Source organism: Rathayibacter sp. AY1F3, from assembly GCF_002931975.1.
In the GTDB taxonomy this organism is placed as follows: Bacteria; Actinomycetota; Actinomycetes; order Actinomycetales; family Microbacteriaceae; genus Rathayibacter.
Genome location: NZ_PSVF01000006.1, coordinates 69,792 through 83,494, shown reverse-complemented (window position 1 = coordinate 83,494; position 13,703 = coordinate 69,792). Strand labels below are relative to the sequence as shown.

The window sequence follows — 13,703 nt, the reverse complement described above, 5'->3', positions numbered from 1 at the left end:
GACGGACGGCCGGGCAGCACAGCGCAGGGAAGCGCGCGTCCCCACACACCCGGAGGAGTACCGATGAGTACCCAGGAGAGCGCGAAGGCGATCCTCGAGCACGTCGGCGGCGCCGCCAACGTGGCGAAGCTGCAGCACTGCTCGACCCGTCTGCGGTTCGCGCTGGCGGACGACGCGAAGGCCGACGTCGAGGCATTGAAGGCGGTGCCCGGCGTGATCGGCGTCGTCACCGGCCCGCAGACGCAGGTCATCGTCGGCAGCGGCGTCAGCGAGATGTACGCGGCGGTCGAGAAGCTGCGCGGCGGCACCACCGCATCCGCAGAGCAGGCGAAGCGGCCGCGATCCCTCAAGCGCCTCGGCGCGACGATCATGGACTTCGTGGTCAGCGTGTTCACGCCGATCATCCCGGCCATCGCGGGCGCCGGCATCTTCAAGTCGTTCCTCGTCCTCGCCTCGGCGCTGGGCTGGCTCGACCCGGCCTCCGACAACTTCAAGCTGCTGTCCGCCATCCCGGACGCGGTGTTCGGCTTCCTGCCGCTGCTCGTCGCGTACACGAGCGCGAAGAAGCTCGACGTGAACCGGCCGCTGGCGCTCGGGCTCGTCGGCGTCCTGGTCTTCCCGGCGTTCACGACGCTGCTCAACCAGGAGGGCGGCGTCGCGCTCTTCGGCATCCCGGTGCCGGTCATCGCCTACAACGCCCAGGTGTTCCCGGCGATCCTGGCCGTGCTGCTGCTCTCGTTCGTCGAGCGCTTCTTCACGAAGCACTCGTGGGGCCCGATCCGCACGTTCTACGTGCCGCTGATGTGCCTCGTGATCGTCGCTCCGGCCACGATCTTCCTGCTCGGCCCCCTCGGCTACTGGCTCGGCTCCATGCTCACCGGCGCGATGATCGGCCTCTACGGGGCGCTCGGCTGGGTGGCCGTCGCGCTGCTGGCCGGCGTGCTCCCGCTGATCATCTCGGTCGGCATGCACAAGGCGTTCATCCCGCCGACCATCGCGACGATGGCCAGCGCGGGCAAGGACACCTTCTACCTCGCCTCGTCGCTCGCCCACAACGCGGCGGAGGCCGGCTCCAGCCTCGCGATCGCCCTGCGCACCAAGAGCGCGACCCTCCGCGCCACCGCCTTCTCGGGCGGCCTCTCGGCCCTCTTCGGGATCACCGAGCCGGCGCTCTACGGCGTCACGCTGCAGAACAAGCGCGCCCTCGTCTCCGTCATCACGGGCAGCGTGGTCGGAGGCGCCTACATCGGCGCCACCCAGGTCGCCGCGTTCGCCCTGGTCAGCCCCGGCGTCGCCAGCATCTCGATGTTCATCGACGGGCTGAACCCCTGGAACCTGCTCAACGCCGTGATCGGCCTGCTGATCTCGGTCGCCGTCTCGTTCGTCGTCTCCTTCGTCATCTGGCGCGACGACGCCTCCGCCAGCGTCCAGGCGCTCGGCGACGTGGCGGCCGACGCCGGGAGCCCGCTCGCGCTGCAGGCGCCGCTCACCGGCTCCGTCATCCCCCTCTCGGAGGTGCCGGACCCCGTGTTCTCGGCCGGCGTGCTCGGCGAGGGGCTCGCGATCCGCCCCACCGACGGAGCCGTCCGGGCGCCGTTCGCCGGCGAGGTCATCGCACTGCTGTCCTCCCGCCACGCCGTGGGGCTCCGCCGCGCGGACGGCGTCGAGGTGCTCATCCACGTCGGCATCGACACGGTGCAGCTGGACGGCGCGCCGTTCGAGGCGCACGTCGCGGTCGGCGACCGGGTCGAGGCCGGGCAGCTGCTCCTCACCGCCGACCTGGCCGCGATCACCGCGGCCGGCTACGACACCACGACCCCGGTGCTCGTGACCAACTCCGCCGAGTACACCGTGCTCGTCGAGGCCGCCGAGCGGATCACCGCCGGCGACCGGATCATGACCGTGACGCAGAGAGAGAAGGAGCTCGCTGATGGCGCTTCCTGACGGATTCCGATGGGGCGGCGCCCTCGCCGCCAACCAGGTCGAGGGCGCGTGGCGCGAGGGCGGGCGCGGCCCGGCGGTCAGCGACGTCGCCTCCTACAAGCCGAAGGCGGACCCGAAGGAGTACGCGATCCACCACCGCAACACGGTGGAGAGCATCACGGCGGCGATGTCCGACGACGACACCGAGTACTACCCCAAGCGCCGCGGCATCGACTTCTACCACCGCTACCCCGGCGACCTCGCGCTGTTCGCCGAGATGGGCTTCACCACCCTCCGCGTCTCGATCGCCTGGACCCGCCTCTACCCGACGGGGGAGGAGGCGGAGCCGCTCGAGGAGGGCATCGCCTACTACCTCGCCCTCTTCACCGAGATGCGGCGCCTCGGGATCGAGCCGCTGGTCACGCTCTCGCACTACGACCCGCCGCTCGCGCTCGCGCTGAAGCACAACGGCTGGGTCGACCGCCGCACGATCGGGCTGTTCGAGCGCTTCGCCCGCACCTGCTTCGAGCGCTTCGGCCACCTCGTCGACATGTGGCTGACCTTCAACGAGATCGACGGCATCATCCGCCACCCGTTCACCTCGGGCGGGATCATCGAGGAGACCGTCGAGGGCAGCCTGGAGCAGGCCTGCTACACGGCCCTGCACCACCAGTTCGTCGCCTCCGCCTCGGTCACGAGGACGCTGAAGGAGCTGTGGCCCGAGTCGCGGATGGGCTGCATGCTCACGATGCTGACCACCTACCCCAACACCTGCCACCCCGACGACGTCGCGGCGACGCAGGCGAAGGAGCGGATGCTCTACCTCTGCACCGACGTCCAGGCGGGCGGCGCCTACCCGCGCCTGGCGCTGCGGGCGCTCGAGAGCCGCGGGGTCGAGATCCCGTTCGAGGCGGGCGACGTCGAGCTGCTGCGCGAGCACCCGGTCGACTTCATCTCGTTCAGCTACTACATGTCGATGACGGAGTCCGTCCGCCCCGACGCCGAGCGCACCCCCGGCAACACGGTCCTCGGCGTCAAGAACCCGTTCCTCGAGTCGAGCGAGTGGGGCTGGCAGATCGACCCCGTCGGCCTGCGGATCTCGCTGATCGACCTCTACGACCGCTACGGCAAGCCGCTGTTCATCGTCGAGAACGGGCTCGGGATGCGCGACGAGCTGACCGAGGACGGCCGGGTCCACGACCCGTACCGGATCGACTACTTCCGCGCGCACTTCGAGCAGATGATCCAGGCGGTGGACGAGGGCGTGGAGCTGCTCGGCTACGTGAGCTGGGCGCCGATCGACCTGATCAGCGCCTCCAGCTCGCAGATCTCGAAGCGCTACGGGTTCGTCTACGTCGACATGGACGACCTCGGCCACGGCAGCACCGAGCGCTACCGGAAGGACTCGTTCTTCTGGTACCAGAAGGTCATCGCCTCGAACGGCGCGGATCTGGGATGATCCTCCTCTGCCCGGAGGCGCCGTCCGGCTCTCCGGGCAGAGGCCCCGCCACCCCCACCCCAGCCCTGACGCGGCCGTCGACGGAGACACGCATGCAGACCATCAAGAAGGTGCTCAACTCGAGCGTCGTCCTCGTCGTCGACGAGCGCGGCGTCGAGCGCGTGCTCCTGGGCAGGGGGATCGGCTTCGGAGCGAAGGCCGGCGAGGCGATCGAGCCCTCGAGCGTCGACCAGGTGTTCGTGGCGCTGGACGACTCGGATCAGCGCAACCTCGTCGAGCTCCTGGCGCAGATCCCGCCGGAGTTCGTCGAGCTCACCCGCGCGGTCGTCGCCGACGCGGAGGAGCAGGGGCTGAAGCTCGACCCGCACGTGTACCTCGCGCTCACCGACCACCTGCACTTCGCGGTGGAGCGGCAGCGGCGCGGGCTCTCGGTCGCCAACCGGCTGGCCTGGGAGATGCGGACGGTCTACCCCGTGCAGTACGCGGTGGGGGAGCGGGCGGTCGAGCGGATGCGCGAGCGCCTGGACGTGGAGCTGCCCGCCGACGAGGCCGCGAACGTCGCGTTCCACCTCGCCAACGCGGAGCTCGGCAAGGTCGGGATCGACTCGCTCCGGATCGTGCAGCTCATCCGCTCGGTGACCGCGATCATCCAGCACTCCAGCGGAGCCGCGCTCGACCGCGACGACCTCCGCTCCGCCCGCTTCGTGGCGCACCTGCAGTACTTCGCCGAGCGCTTCTTCTCGGGCGGCCTGCTCGAGAGCGAGGACGACTTCCTCTTCACCAGCCTCAGCGCCCGCTACCCGCGCGCGATCGCCTCCGCCGAGCGCGTGCGCTCCTTCGTGGCGGCCGAGTACCAGGCCGCCCTGCCCAACGAGGAGGTCGCCTTCCTGGCCCTCCACATCGCGCGCGCCGCTCCGGAGTAGCGCGCTGACCCCGGAGAACCGCATGCACCGCACCACCCCCGCCCGTCCGACGACGCCCGCGAGCGCGCGCCCGTGAGCGGCACGATCCACCTCGTGCGCCACGCCGAGACCCTCTTCAACGTCGCCGGCCAGCTGCAGGGCTGGTGCGACTCGCCCCTGACCGAGCGCGGCGAGCGCCAGGCGGCGGCCCTCGGCGAGCGGATGCGCGAGGTGCCGCTCGTCGCGGCGTTCACGAGCGACCTCACCCGCACCCGCACCACGGCGGCGGCGGCGCTCGCCGGGCACCCGTCGCTCGAGGCCGAGCCGATGGTCGAGCTCCGCGAGTGGCACTTCGGCGCCTTCGAGGGGCAGCCGAACGCGTCGCTCTGGGAGCCGGTGTTCGCCGATCACGGCTACTCCTACGTGCCCTCCTCCGCCGACTGGCCGCGGATGACCGACGCCGGTCTCGACTCGGTACTCGACGCGATCCACCGCCACGACCCCTCCGGCCGGGCCGACAGCAGTGCCACCGTGCGCGCCCGCGTGGAGGCCGCGATCGCGCGGTTCGCGCCGGCGGCCGAGCACGGGGACGTGCTGGTCGTGACGCACGGAGCGGTGCTCGGGAGCATCCTCCGCGCGCTCGACCCCGCGCACCGGCCGCAGCGGGGCTACCCGAACTGCGCGGTCGTGTCGGTGACGGACGGCGTCATCGGCGAGGTCGACGGGAGCTGCGCGACGGCCTGACCCCGCTCCTCCTCCTCCACGGACGCCCCTGTGCGCTCCGGTCGCCGACCGGACGAGCACGGGGGCGTCCGTCGTGCTCGGGACGCCGGCGGCCCGCACCCGGGCCGCCCCCGGACCTGCACGCGCGGCCGCCTCGGGACCTGCACGTCCGGTGATCCGGGACCTGCACTTTCGGCCACCTCGGCGCTGTACCGAAGTACAGGAGCCCGTCGCGAGAGCGTCCGTAGCGTCTGAGGAGTCAAGAGAAACGACTTCGAGGAGATGACATGCGAGGGCTTCAGCTCAGCGGCGTGAGCCGTGCATTCGGCGGCCACCGGGTCCTGCACGACGTGGACCTGTCCGTGGGCCGCGGCGAGATCGTCGGCTTCATCGGCGGCAACGGCGCCGGCAAGACCACGACGATGCGGCTGATCCTGGGCCTGCTCACCCCCGACACGGGGACCATCACCTGGGACGGCGCGCCGATCACCGCCGAGGACCGCCGCTCGATCGGCTACATGCCGGAGGAGCGCGGCCTCTACCCGCAGATGCGGGTCCGCGAGCAGGTGATCCACTTCGCTCTGCTCGAGGGGCACGACGCCCGGGGAGCCCGTGAGACCGCCGAGGAGGTGATCGACGCGCTGGGCCTGGCCGAGCGGGCCGACACCCTGGTGCAGGACCTCTCGCTCGGCAACCAGCAGCGCGTGCAGCTGGCCGTGTCCCTGGTGGGCGATCCGTCGCTCCTGGTGCTGGACGAGCCCTTCTCGGGGCTCGACCCGGTCGCCGTGGAGACGATGGCCGGCCTGATCCGGCAGCAGTCCGCCCGCGGCGTCGGCGTGCTCTTCTCCTCCCACCAGCTCGACCTGGTCGAGCGCCTCTGTGACACCGTCTGCGTGCTCGACTCCGGCCGCGTGACCGCGAGCGGAGCGGTGGCCGAGCTGCAGGACGACGGCCGCAGCCGCTGGCAGCTGCAGTTCTCCCGCCCCCTGGACGACCTGCTCGTCGCCGAGCTCGGCGTCACACCGGGACTGTCGGCCGAGCCGGTCCCCGGTGAGCCGGAGTCGCTGCTCGTCTCGATCGAGGGCAGCGGCCGGGACGTCCCCGAGCAGGTGCTCGCGACCCTCACCCGCCACGGCGGCCTCCGGAGCATCCGCACCGCGCAGCGCTCGCTGACCGAGCTGCTGTCCGAGCGGCTCACCGCCGCCTCCACCCCTGCGGCCGAGCGCCGCCTCGAGATCCAAGGAGCAGGACGATGACCACCACGCACCCCCGCGCCGCCCACGCCCGGACCGCCGAGAGCTCCGCTCCTCCGACGCCGGCCCGGGGAGCCGCGACGATCGTCCGCCGCGAGATCCTGACCCGCACCGGGAACCGCACGATCCTCACCGCGACCCTCGCGCTGGCCGCGATCGCCGGCCTCGGCGCCGGGATCGGCGGCTGGTTCCTGGTCGACGCGACGAGGGAGGCGGGGACCGTGGTCCTCGACACCCGGATCCTGTTCGCGACCGCGATGATCAGCGCCCTGCTCGCCGCGATGGTCTACTCCTCGTCGAGTCTGGCCTCGGGGGTGGTCGAGGAGAAGTCGTCCCGGATCGTCGAGATCCTGCTGACGAAGATCGGCGTCGCCCCGCTGCTCGCCGGGAAGATGATCGGCGTCGGCCTGGTGACCCTGGCCCAGCTGCTCGTGATCGGCGGCGCCGTCGTCGGCGGGTTCAGCGTGGTCGGCGGGTGGTCGGTCCTCGAGATCGAGCTCGGCCCGAGCCTGGTCTGGTTCCTCGTCTGGTTCCTGCAGGGCTACGTGCTCTTCGCGCTCCTCAGCACCCTGCTCGCCTCGACCGTGTCGAGGCAGGAGGACCTGGGCACCGCCGCCATGCCGCTCTCCGTCGTGCAGATGGCGCTGCTGATCATCGCGCTCTACGTGGTGCCGGCGAACCTCGACGAGGCCTGGGTGCACGCGCTCTCCTTCGTCCCCCTCTTCTCCTCCTACCTGATGCCGATGCGCTTCGGCCTCGACTCGGTCGGCACCCCCGAGATGGTGATCGCCGCCGTCGTCGCCGCGATCACGGTGCCGCTGCTGTTCCGCCTGGTCGTCCGCGTCTACCGCAACAACGCGCTCCGCACCGGCTCCCGCGTCTCGCTCCGCGCCTCCCTCAAGGCCGCCGACGCCTCCTAGGCCCGGCTCCCGATATCCACCACCACCACCCCTCGGAAGGACACCACCATGACCACCTCGCGCACCGCCTCGACCCGCCCCTCGCCCCTCAAGAAGCTGCTCGTCAACACCGCCCTCCTCGTCGGGGGAGCGGGCGGCGCCTACCTCGTCGTCACCTACCTCTTCTGATCCGCTCGACCGACCGAAGGACACGATCGTGACTCTCCTCGCGACTCCCGGGCTCCGCCCCGCGACCCCTGGGCACCGCCCCGCGGATCCGGCGGCCCTCCGGGCGGCGGCCTCGACCGAGCGGCTGCTCGGCGGCGGACGCCACCGCGTCGCCGCGATCGACCGCCCCGCCTTCGCCGGCCGGAACGCGTCGTGGACGATGACCCTCGACGACGGCGCCCGCGTCTTCGTCAAGCACGTCTCGCCCCGGACGGCGGGCCCCGCGGCCTTCCGCCGCTCCAGGGACTTCGCCGGCTTCGCCGCCCGGAGCCCCGAGCACGCCCCGGCCGGACCCCGCCTGCTGGCGGCCCACGAGGACGACTCCCTGCTGGTGTTCGAGCACTGCCCCGGCACCAGCCTGGCCCTCCTGCTCGTGGAGGAGCGCGTCCCCGCGGACTTCCCCGAACAGGCCGGCCGGCTCCTGGCCCGGCTGCACGCCGGCCCGGTGGCGGGCCTCACCGCGACCTCGCACCCCAGCCCTCCCGTCGAGATGCTGCGCGTCGGCATCCCGCACACCCGCTACGTCGACCTCACCCTCGCCGAGCTCGCCTTCTGGGGCGACCTGCAGCACGACGAGCAGCTCGTCTCGGCCACGGAGGATCTCCGCGAGTGGGAGAGCGGCAACCGCACGGCCCCGATCCACGGCGACCTCCGCCTCGACCAGTTCCACCTCCGCGACGGGCGCCTCCAGCTGCTCGACTGGGAGGAGTTCGGGATCGGGGATCCGGCCCGCGACCTCGGCACGCTGGCGGGGGAGTGGATCCACCGCGCGGTGCTCGACACCGTGACCACCCGGGAGGGCGCCTCCGCTCCTCCCCTCGCCTTCGACACCGCGGCCGCGGACGCCCGCATCGCGGAGCGGATGGCGGCACTGGTCCCGAGGATCCGGCGGATGTGGCTCGCCTACGCCGCCGAGACCGCCGGCGCGGACGACGCTCTCGCCGTCCGCGCCACCGCCCACCTGGGCTGGCACCTCGTCGACCGCACCCTCGCCCGGGCCTCGATGGTCTCCCGCCTCCCCGGGATCGAGCGGGCCGCCGCCGGCATCGGCCGCCGCGTCCTGCTCGCCCCCTCCGCCTACTCCACCGCCCTCGGATTCGACAGGAGCCCGCGATGACCGCCCTCACCACCCGCTCCGTCCTCGACGAGGCCGTGATCAGCGTCGACGCCGCCCGGCTGCGGGCCGAGGTCGACGGGACCGTGATCGAGGCCACCGGGCCGATCGAGCTGCGGGCCCGACTCGCCGCCACCCTCTACACCCACCTGCACCTCCGGAACCCGCTGCTCGGCGAGACCGCCGGAGGCGACGGCCAGGACCTCGCCCCCCGGCTGATCGACGCGATCCCGCACCGCACGGTCCTGCAGCCCGCTCCCTCCGGGGTGCTCGGCTCCGCCACTGTGCAGGGGGAGGAGCGCCGGGTCGTCGAGCTGGGCCGCGTCCGGGTCCTCGTGCCCGAGGTCGATCTCGTCCGCTCCGCCGACGGGGCCGTCGCCGGCGTCCGGCTGCCGAGCTGGCGCACCCGCACCACTCCCGGCTACCTCCTCGCCCTCGGCCCGATGGGACTCGATCCCGCCGACCGGGTCGTGCGCCTCTCGCTCGTCGCCGACTCGGCGGAGGACGCGCTCGCCCTGTGGGGCCCGCTCCTGGAGGCGCTCGCCGCCTCCGGAGCCCGCCACCAGGCCAAGGCGCTCTCGGACCCGCGGGCCTTCCCCCGCTCCGACGCCCTCGTCGTCTACCTGCCCGCCGACTCCGCCGACGACGTCGCCCGGAGGATCACTCCGCTGCTCGATGCCCGGCCCTCGCCCCGCACCGCCGTCTCGGCCTTCGCCGAGAGGCTCGCCGACGGCCTCGCCTACGCCGAGGACCCGGCCGACGAGCGCTCCTCCTACCGCGGACTGAGCTTCGGCCAGCACCGCTCCCGTGTCCTCGCCGAAGCGCTCCTGCGCTCCTCGGCCGAGACGATCCCCGCCGCCGACGCCTGGGCCGACGCCGCCCGCGCCGCGCGCATCGACCCGGACCGCCCGGGACTCACCGCCCGCTAGGGCCCCACGAACCTCCCCTCGATCCCGAGGGGACCACCACCTCAGCCCGAGGTACTCCACGAAAGGGACACATCATGACCACCATCTCCACCGACGCCCAGTCCGCCGACCTCACCGCCCTCGCGGGAGCGCATGACACCTTCGCCACCGTCGACGAGCTCGGCTCGGACGCCGCGACCGAGGCGCCCGCCACCACGCCCCTGTGCGTCGGCATCATCGTCGGCGCCACCCTCGGCGCGGGCTGCTGACCCGGCCCTCCTCCCGCCCGGGTGCTCCCGCAGCACCCGCTCCCCGGCCCTCCGGCCGGACCACCCGCACCACTCCCCGCACGACCCGGCGGATCCGCCGCCACCACTCATCCAAGGAGAACACCATGTCGACCATCACCGCCCAGACCGTCCAGCCCGCCGACCTCGCCGAGCTCGCGACCGCCCACGACACCTTCACCGCCGCCGACGAGATCGGCACCGACGCCGCCTCCGAGGCGCCCGCCACCACCCCGTTCTGCGCCGGCGTCATCATCGGCGTCACCCTCACCGCAGGGTGCTGACGGGCACGGGGCGACCGGTCCTCGACCGCGTCGCCCCGGCCCCTCCCGGGCGCGTGCCGTCCGCTCGCGCCGTCCGCCCATCCCCGTCCGCCCTTTCCGCGGGCACGGTCCGCCCGTCCGCCGCCGTCCTCACCGCCGGCCGTGACCCGATCCGCCCTCCCGCCCGCCGCCCTCTGAGGAGACCGCCATGACCACCCCGCCCGGTGCGCAGAGCGCCGCACTCTCCGACCTCTCGCTCGGCCGCTTCGGCTACTCCCGGGTGGCCCTCGTCCTGACCGGCTCCGCCATGACCCAGGTCATGCCCTACTGGATCCAGTGGGCGCGCGCCGCCGCTCCGGCGACCGAGTTCCGCGTGCTCGTCCGCGACTCGGCCTACCGCTTCACCACCCGGCACAACCTGGAGTCGCGACTGCGCGGCCGGATCCAGGACGACCGCTGGGACGACGAAATCGTCGTCGCCCACGTCGACCTCGCCGAGTGGGCCGACCTCATCCTGATCTACCCGGCCACCCTCGACTACGCCTCGCGCCTCGCGCACGGCATCACCGACTCCCCATCGCTGCTCGCGGCCCTCACGACGGAGGCGCCGGTGTGCATCGCTCCGTCGCTCCCGCCGCGGGCGCTCGGCAACCCGGTCGTCGAGTCCACCCTCGCGCTGCTGCGCGAGCCGGCCAACTTCACCGTCATCGACCCCGTGCCCGGGCCGAGCGAGTCCAGCGACACGGCGCTCGCCTGGGTGCCGCCTGCGTTCCCCGCGGTGCTGCGCCACCTGGAGTCGCTGCGCACGGCACCGGCTGCCGCGGAGGAGGCGAGGTCGGCGTGAGCACCACCGCCCCTCCGCGGGCCCTCGTCACCGGGCTGCTCGTCACCGAGCTCTCGGCCGGACCAGACGGGACCACCGTGTGGACCCGCCGCCTCGGAGAGCAGGCGCCGCTGCCGTTCTCGCCGGTGCCCGTCCGCCTCGCAGCGCCCGATCCCCGGATCGTGCCGGGAGGCGCCGACCCGTCGGTCCGCCGCTACCGCACCACCGCCCGCGCCCTGCTGCCCGCGCTCCTCCACGAGCTGTCGGAGGAGGCGCTCGTCTCCGTCGGCCGCGAGTGGAAGGGCGCGCTGGACGCGCTCCACGGCGCCCGGCCCGCCGGGGAGCCGCTCCCTCCGCGTCCGCTGCAGCGCGCCCGCGGCTGGCTCGCCGGTGGCTGGGCGCCCGCCGCCGAGGAGCTCGGCGCCGGCGGTCTCCTCGAGCTCGCCGACTGGGCGGAGGCGGTCGTCGCCTCGCCGGCCGCGGTCGTGGTCCACGGCCACCCCGGCCTCGCCCACCTCGTCGTCGGCGGGACCCGCGTCGCTCTGCTCACGGGCGAGGACGTCGGGCTCGCCGACCCGGTCTGGGACGCCGCCTGGGTGCTCGGGGAGCTCGCAGAGCTGCACGCCTTCCACCCCGCGCTCCGCCCGGCCCTCGACGCGCTCCGCCGCGGACTCTCGCTCGAGGAGGACCACGACGCCGAGCTGCTGCGCGTCGGCACCGCGTTCCGGCTGGCCCAGCACGCCGTCGACTGGCACCGCTCCGGGGGCGCCAGCAGCGATCAGGCGCGGCTGCTGCTGAGCCTGTCCGCCGCACAGCTGGGGGAGCGGGCGGAATGAGCGCCCGCGACGTCCCGACCCTGTCCGCCGCCCTGCCCTCCGGCGCCCGCGCGCTCGTCGTGCACCGGCCGGAGGTCCGCAACGACTCGGTCGCCCTCGCCGTGCCCGCCGGTATGCGCCACGAGCGCGACGGCGAGGAGGGGATGCTGCACCTGATCGAGCACCTCGTCTACCAGGACAGCGAGGGGGTCGCCGGTCTCGTCCGGCAGACCCGCGTCGCCGAGAGCGGCGGCGTCCTCGGCGGTCACACCCACCTCGACTACTCCGAGTTCTTCGAGACGGGCTCTCCCGGGTCGGCCGCCGTGATCGCGGAGCGGCTCGTCGAGCAGGTCTTCCGCCCCGCCTTCCTGCCGGAGCAGATCGCGGAGCAGATCCGCGCGGTCGCCTCTGAGCGGGCCGCGCGCCTCGCCCCCGCTCCGGGCGGCGTGCTGCCGTGGCCGCACCTGACCGCCCGCTACTGGGCCGACGCCCCCAACGCGCACGACGGCAGCGGCGACCTCGACCTCGAGGGCCGCGCGACCGAGCCCGTCCTGCGCGCGCTGCACCGGCGTCACTACAGCCCGGCCGGCTCCGTGCTGGTCGGCGTCACGGCCGACGACCCCGCCCGGCTCCTGGACCGCCTGGTCGCGGCCCTCGCGGAGGCGCCCGATCGCGCGGCAGGACCGGTCGCCGTCCCACCTGGGACGGCCCGCCCCGAGTACCGCGCCGAGCCCGCCGCCCGCCGGCTCGCCGCGACCGCCGCCGCGCCGTCGACCCGCGTCTCCGACGAGCTGCTCGGCGACCTGATCGCCGCCGAGGCGCTCGCTGCGCAGGCCGGACTCGACGCGAGCGCCGGACTCTTCGGCCCGGGCGACACCGTCGCCGACGACCTCTTCGTGCTGGTCGACGACACCGCCGTGCCCGTCGATCCGTGGCACCGCCTCCGCGCCCTCGCGGTGAGCGACGACTCCGCCCTCGAGCACGCCCGGCACCGCGCGGTGCTGCGTGCGGAGCGGCTGGTGCACGACGACGAGCGTCTGGCCCGCACCGTCGCCCGGGATGCCCTGCTGCGCGGTGCGCCCGGCTTCGCGGGCGAGCTCGTCGACTCCCTCGCCGCGCGGCCGCCGCGCCCGCTGCTCGCGGACGCCGCGGCCCGCCTGGCCGAGCAGCCCTTCGCCGCACTGGGCGTTCCCGCCGCCTCCACCCGTCCCGGAAGGAGGAGCCCATGACCGCCGCACCCCCGCTCGCCGTCGTCGACGAGCGCTCCCGCTTCGCCGTCGTCGCCCTCGGCTGGCGCGACCCGGCCGGAGACGACGGGCCCGACCGCGCTGCCCGCCTCCGCTCGGCCGTTCCCCCCGGAGCGGTCTCGCTCGCGTGGACGGCGACGGCCGGGGCGCAGAGCCTCACCGCGGTGCTCCCTCCGGAGGGCGCCGCGGCCTGGACCGCCCTGACGCTCGAGCGCGCCCAGGGAGCCGGGGATCCGGTGCTCGCCGTGGTCGGGCCCGAACGCGCCGTCCGCGAGACGTCCCGGCCCGTCTCCGTGCCCGCCGCGGCTCCGCTGCCGAGCGCTCTGCACCAGTCCCGCGAGCAGGGCTACGAGAGCACGATCGTCACCGGCGCGGACCCGTCCGGCGAAGTCGGCCACGCTGCGACGTTCCTGGCGCTGTGCCGCCTCACCGCGGGGGCCGAGCCGCTCGTCCCCGCCGCACTGCGCTCCGCCGGCGGCGATGCGGTCGCCCAGGTCGCGCGGGGCCTGCGCTCGAGCCGCCCCTCCCTCACCTGGCAGGTCGTCTCCCCGGCCGGCCAGGGCATCCCGACCCTCGAGACCGTGCTGCGCACCGTCCTCGACGGCCGCGCCGCGCACGGGGAGGGAGCACGCGCCGCGCACGCGTTCGCGCGGGCGAACCTCCTCCGCGCCTGGCGGTCGCCCGAGACGCTCGCGCGCACCCTGGTGGAGTACGAGGTGATGGGCTGGGGCGGCGCCCTGGTGCTCGATCCGGAGTCGGCGCTCGCCGCGGTCGACGAGAGTGCGCTCGAGCGGGCGGTCGCGGGGCTCCTGCGGCCCGTCGCCGACGTGGTCGGCTGGGGCTGAATCCGGCGGGCTCG

General features: G+C 74.0%; 14 protein-coding genes. All 14 read left to right on the top strand.

The features are described from left to right. Window positions 1–63: 63 nt before the first annotated feature. A complete protein-coding gene (locus tag C5C39_RS05790; protein ID WP_104352872.1) occupies window positions 64–1,944 on the top strand; it encodes a beta-glucoside-specific PTS transporter subunit IIABC in 1,881 nt (626 codons plus the stop codon). Then, window positions 1,931–3,382: a glycoside hydrolase family 1 protein gene (locus C5C39_RS05785; RefSeq protein ID WP_104352871.1), complete on the top strand. Its 1,452-nt coding sequence runs from the start codon at window positions 1,931–1,933 to the stop codon at window positions 3,380–3,382. Before C5C39_RS05790 ends, C5C39_RS05785 begins: the two co-directional genes overlap by 14 nt. Window positions 3,383–3,474: 92 nt before the next feature. Further along, window positions 3,475–4,305, top strand: a complete 831-nt coding sequence (locus C5C39_RS05780) for a PRD domain-containing protein (RefSeq protein WP_104225973.1) — start codon at window positions 3,475–3,477, stop codon at window positions 4,303–4,305. 72 nt (window positions 4,306–4,377) lie between these two features. Next, window positions 4,378–5,028, top strand: a complete 651-nt coding sequence (locus C5C39_RS05775) for a histidine phosphatase family protein (protein ID WP_104352870.1) — start codon at window positions 4,378–4,380, stop codon at window positions 5,026–5,028. 266 nt (window positions 5,029–5,294) lie between these two features. Continuing rightward, window positions 5,295–6,263 (top strand): ABC transporter ATP-binding protein, encoded by a 969-nt coding sequence (locus C5C39_RS05770; RefSeq protein ID WP_104225128.1) that lies wholly within the window; start codon window positions 5,295–5,297, stop codon window positions 6,261–6,263. Further along, window positions 6,260–7,180, top strand: coding sequence for an ABC transporter permease (locus C5C39_RS05765; protein ID WP_104225127.1), 921 nt, complete (start codon window positions 6,260–6,262; stop codon window positions 7,178–7,180). The genes C5C39_RS05770 and C5C39_RS05765 overlap by 4 nt, the downstream gene beginning before the upstream one ends. 196 nt (window positions 7,181–7,376) lie before the next feature. Continuing rightward, on the top strand, window positions 7,377–8,504 hold the full coding sequence (lxmK, locus tag C5C39_RS05760; RefSeq protein ID WP_258074014.1) for a class V lanthionine synthetase subunit LxmK: 1,128 nt from the start codon (window positions 7,377–7,379) through the stop codon (window positions 8,502–8,504). Further along, window positions 8,501–9,430, top strand: coding sequence for a T3SS effector HopA1 family protein (locus C5C39_RS05755; protein WP_104237819.1), 930 nt, complete (start codon window positions 8,501–8,503; stop codon window positions 9,428–9,430). The genes lxmK and C5C39_RS05755 overlap by 4 nt, the downstream gene beginning before the upstream one ends. 74 nt (window positions 9,431–9,504) lie before the next feature. Then, window positions 9,505–9,678, top strand: coding sequence for a hypothetical protein (locus tag C5C39_RS17425; RefSeq protein ID WP_181027122.1), 174 nt, complete (start codon window positions 9,505–9,507; stop codon window positions 9,676–9,678). A gap of 125 nt (window positions 9,679–9,803) precedes the next feature. After that, entirely contained in the window at window positions 9,804–9,980 is a 177-nt protein-coding gene (locus C5C39_RS17420; RefSeq protein WP_181028725.1) for a hypothetical protein, read from the top strand. A 187-nt stretch (window positions 9,981–10,167) separates the two neighbouring features. Next, window positions 10,168–10,803, top strand: a complete 636-nt coding sequence (locus C5C39_RS05750; RefSeq protein WP_104225100.1) for a flavoprotein — start codon at window positions 10,168–10,170, stop codon at window positions 10,801–10,803. Further along, window positions 10,800–11,618 carry a hypothetical protein gene (locus C5C39_RS05745; protein WP_104352869.1) on the top strand — a complete coding sequence of 273 codons (819 nt, stop codon included), beginning with the start codon at window positions 10,800–10,802 and terminating at the stop codon, window positions 11,616–11,618. Before C5C39_RS05750 ends, C5C39_RS05745 begins: the two co-directional genes overlap by 4 nt. Next, window positions 11,615–12,826, top strand: coding sequence for a pitrilysin family protein (locus C5C39_RS05740; RefSeq protein WP_104350076.1), 1,212 nt, complete (start codon window positions 11,615–11,617; stop codon window positions 12,824–12,826). Before C5C39_RS05745 ends, C5C39_RS05740 begins: the two co-directional genes overlap by 4 nt. Next, window positions 12,823–13,689, top strand: coding sequence for a hypothetical protein (locus tag C5C39_RS05735; protein WP_104256258.1), 867 nt, complete (start codon window positions 12,823–12,825; stop codon window positions 13,687–13,689). Before C5C39_RS05740 ends, C5C39_RS05735 begins: the two co-directional genes overlap by 4 nt. The last annotated feature ends 14 nt before the right edge of the window (window positions 13,690–13,703 follow it).

Coding starts and splice junctions, on each gene's coding strand:
- C5C39_RS05790 (WP_104352872.1), top strand. CDS start 64: ATGAGTACCCAGGAGAGCGCGAAGGCGATCCTCGAGCACGTCGGCGGC.
- C5C39_RS05785 (WP_104352871.1), top strand. CDS start 1,931: ATGGCGCTTCCTGACGGATTCCGATGGGGCGGCGCCCTCGCCGCCAAC.
- C5C39_RS05780 (WP_104225973.1), top strand. CDS start 3,475: ATGCAGACCATCAAGAAGGTGCTCAACTCGAGCGTCGTCCTCGTCGTC.
- C5C39_RS05770 (WP_104225128.1), top strand. CDS start 5,295: ATGCGAGGGCTTCAGCTCAGCGGCGTGAGCCGTGCATTCGGCGGCCAC.
- C5C39_RS05765 (WP_104225127.1), top strand. CDS start 6,260: ATGACCACCACGCACCCCCGCGCCGCCCACGCCCGGACCGCCGAGAGC.
- C5C39_RS05755 (WP_104237819.1), top strand. CDS start 8,501: ATGACCGCCCTCACCACCCGCTCCGTCCTCGACGAGGCCGTGATCAGC.
- C5C39_RS17425 (WP_181027122.1), top strand. CDS start 9,505: ATGACCACCATCTCCACCGACGCCCAGTCCGCCGACCTCACCGCCCTC.
- C5C39_RS17420 (WP_181028725.1), top strand. CDS start 9,804: ATGTCGACCATCACCGCCCAGACCGTCCAGCCCGCCGACCTCGCCGAG.
- C5C39_RS05750 (WP_104225100.1), top strand. CDS start 10,168: ATGACCACCCCGCCCGGTGCGCAGAGCGCCGCACTCTCCGACCTCTCG.
- C5C39_RS05740 (WP_104350076.1), top strand. CDS start 11,615: ATGAGCGCCCGCGACGTCCCGACCCTGTCCGCCGCCCTGCCCTCCGGC.
- C5C39_RS05735 (WP_104256258.1), top strand. CDS start 12,823: ATGACCGCCGCACCCCCGCTCGCCGTCGTCGACGAGCGCTCCCGCTTC.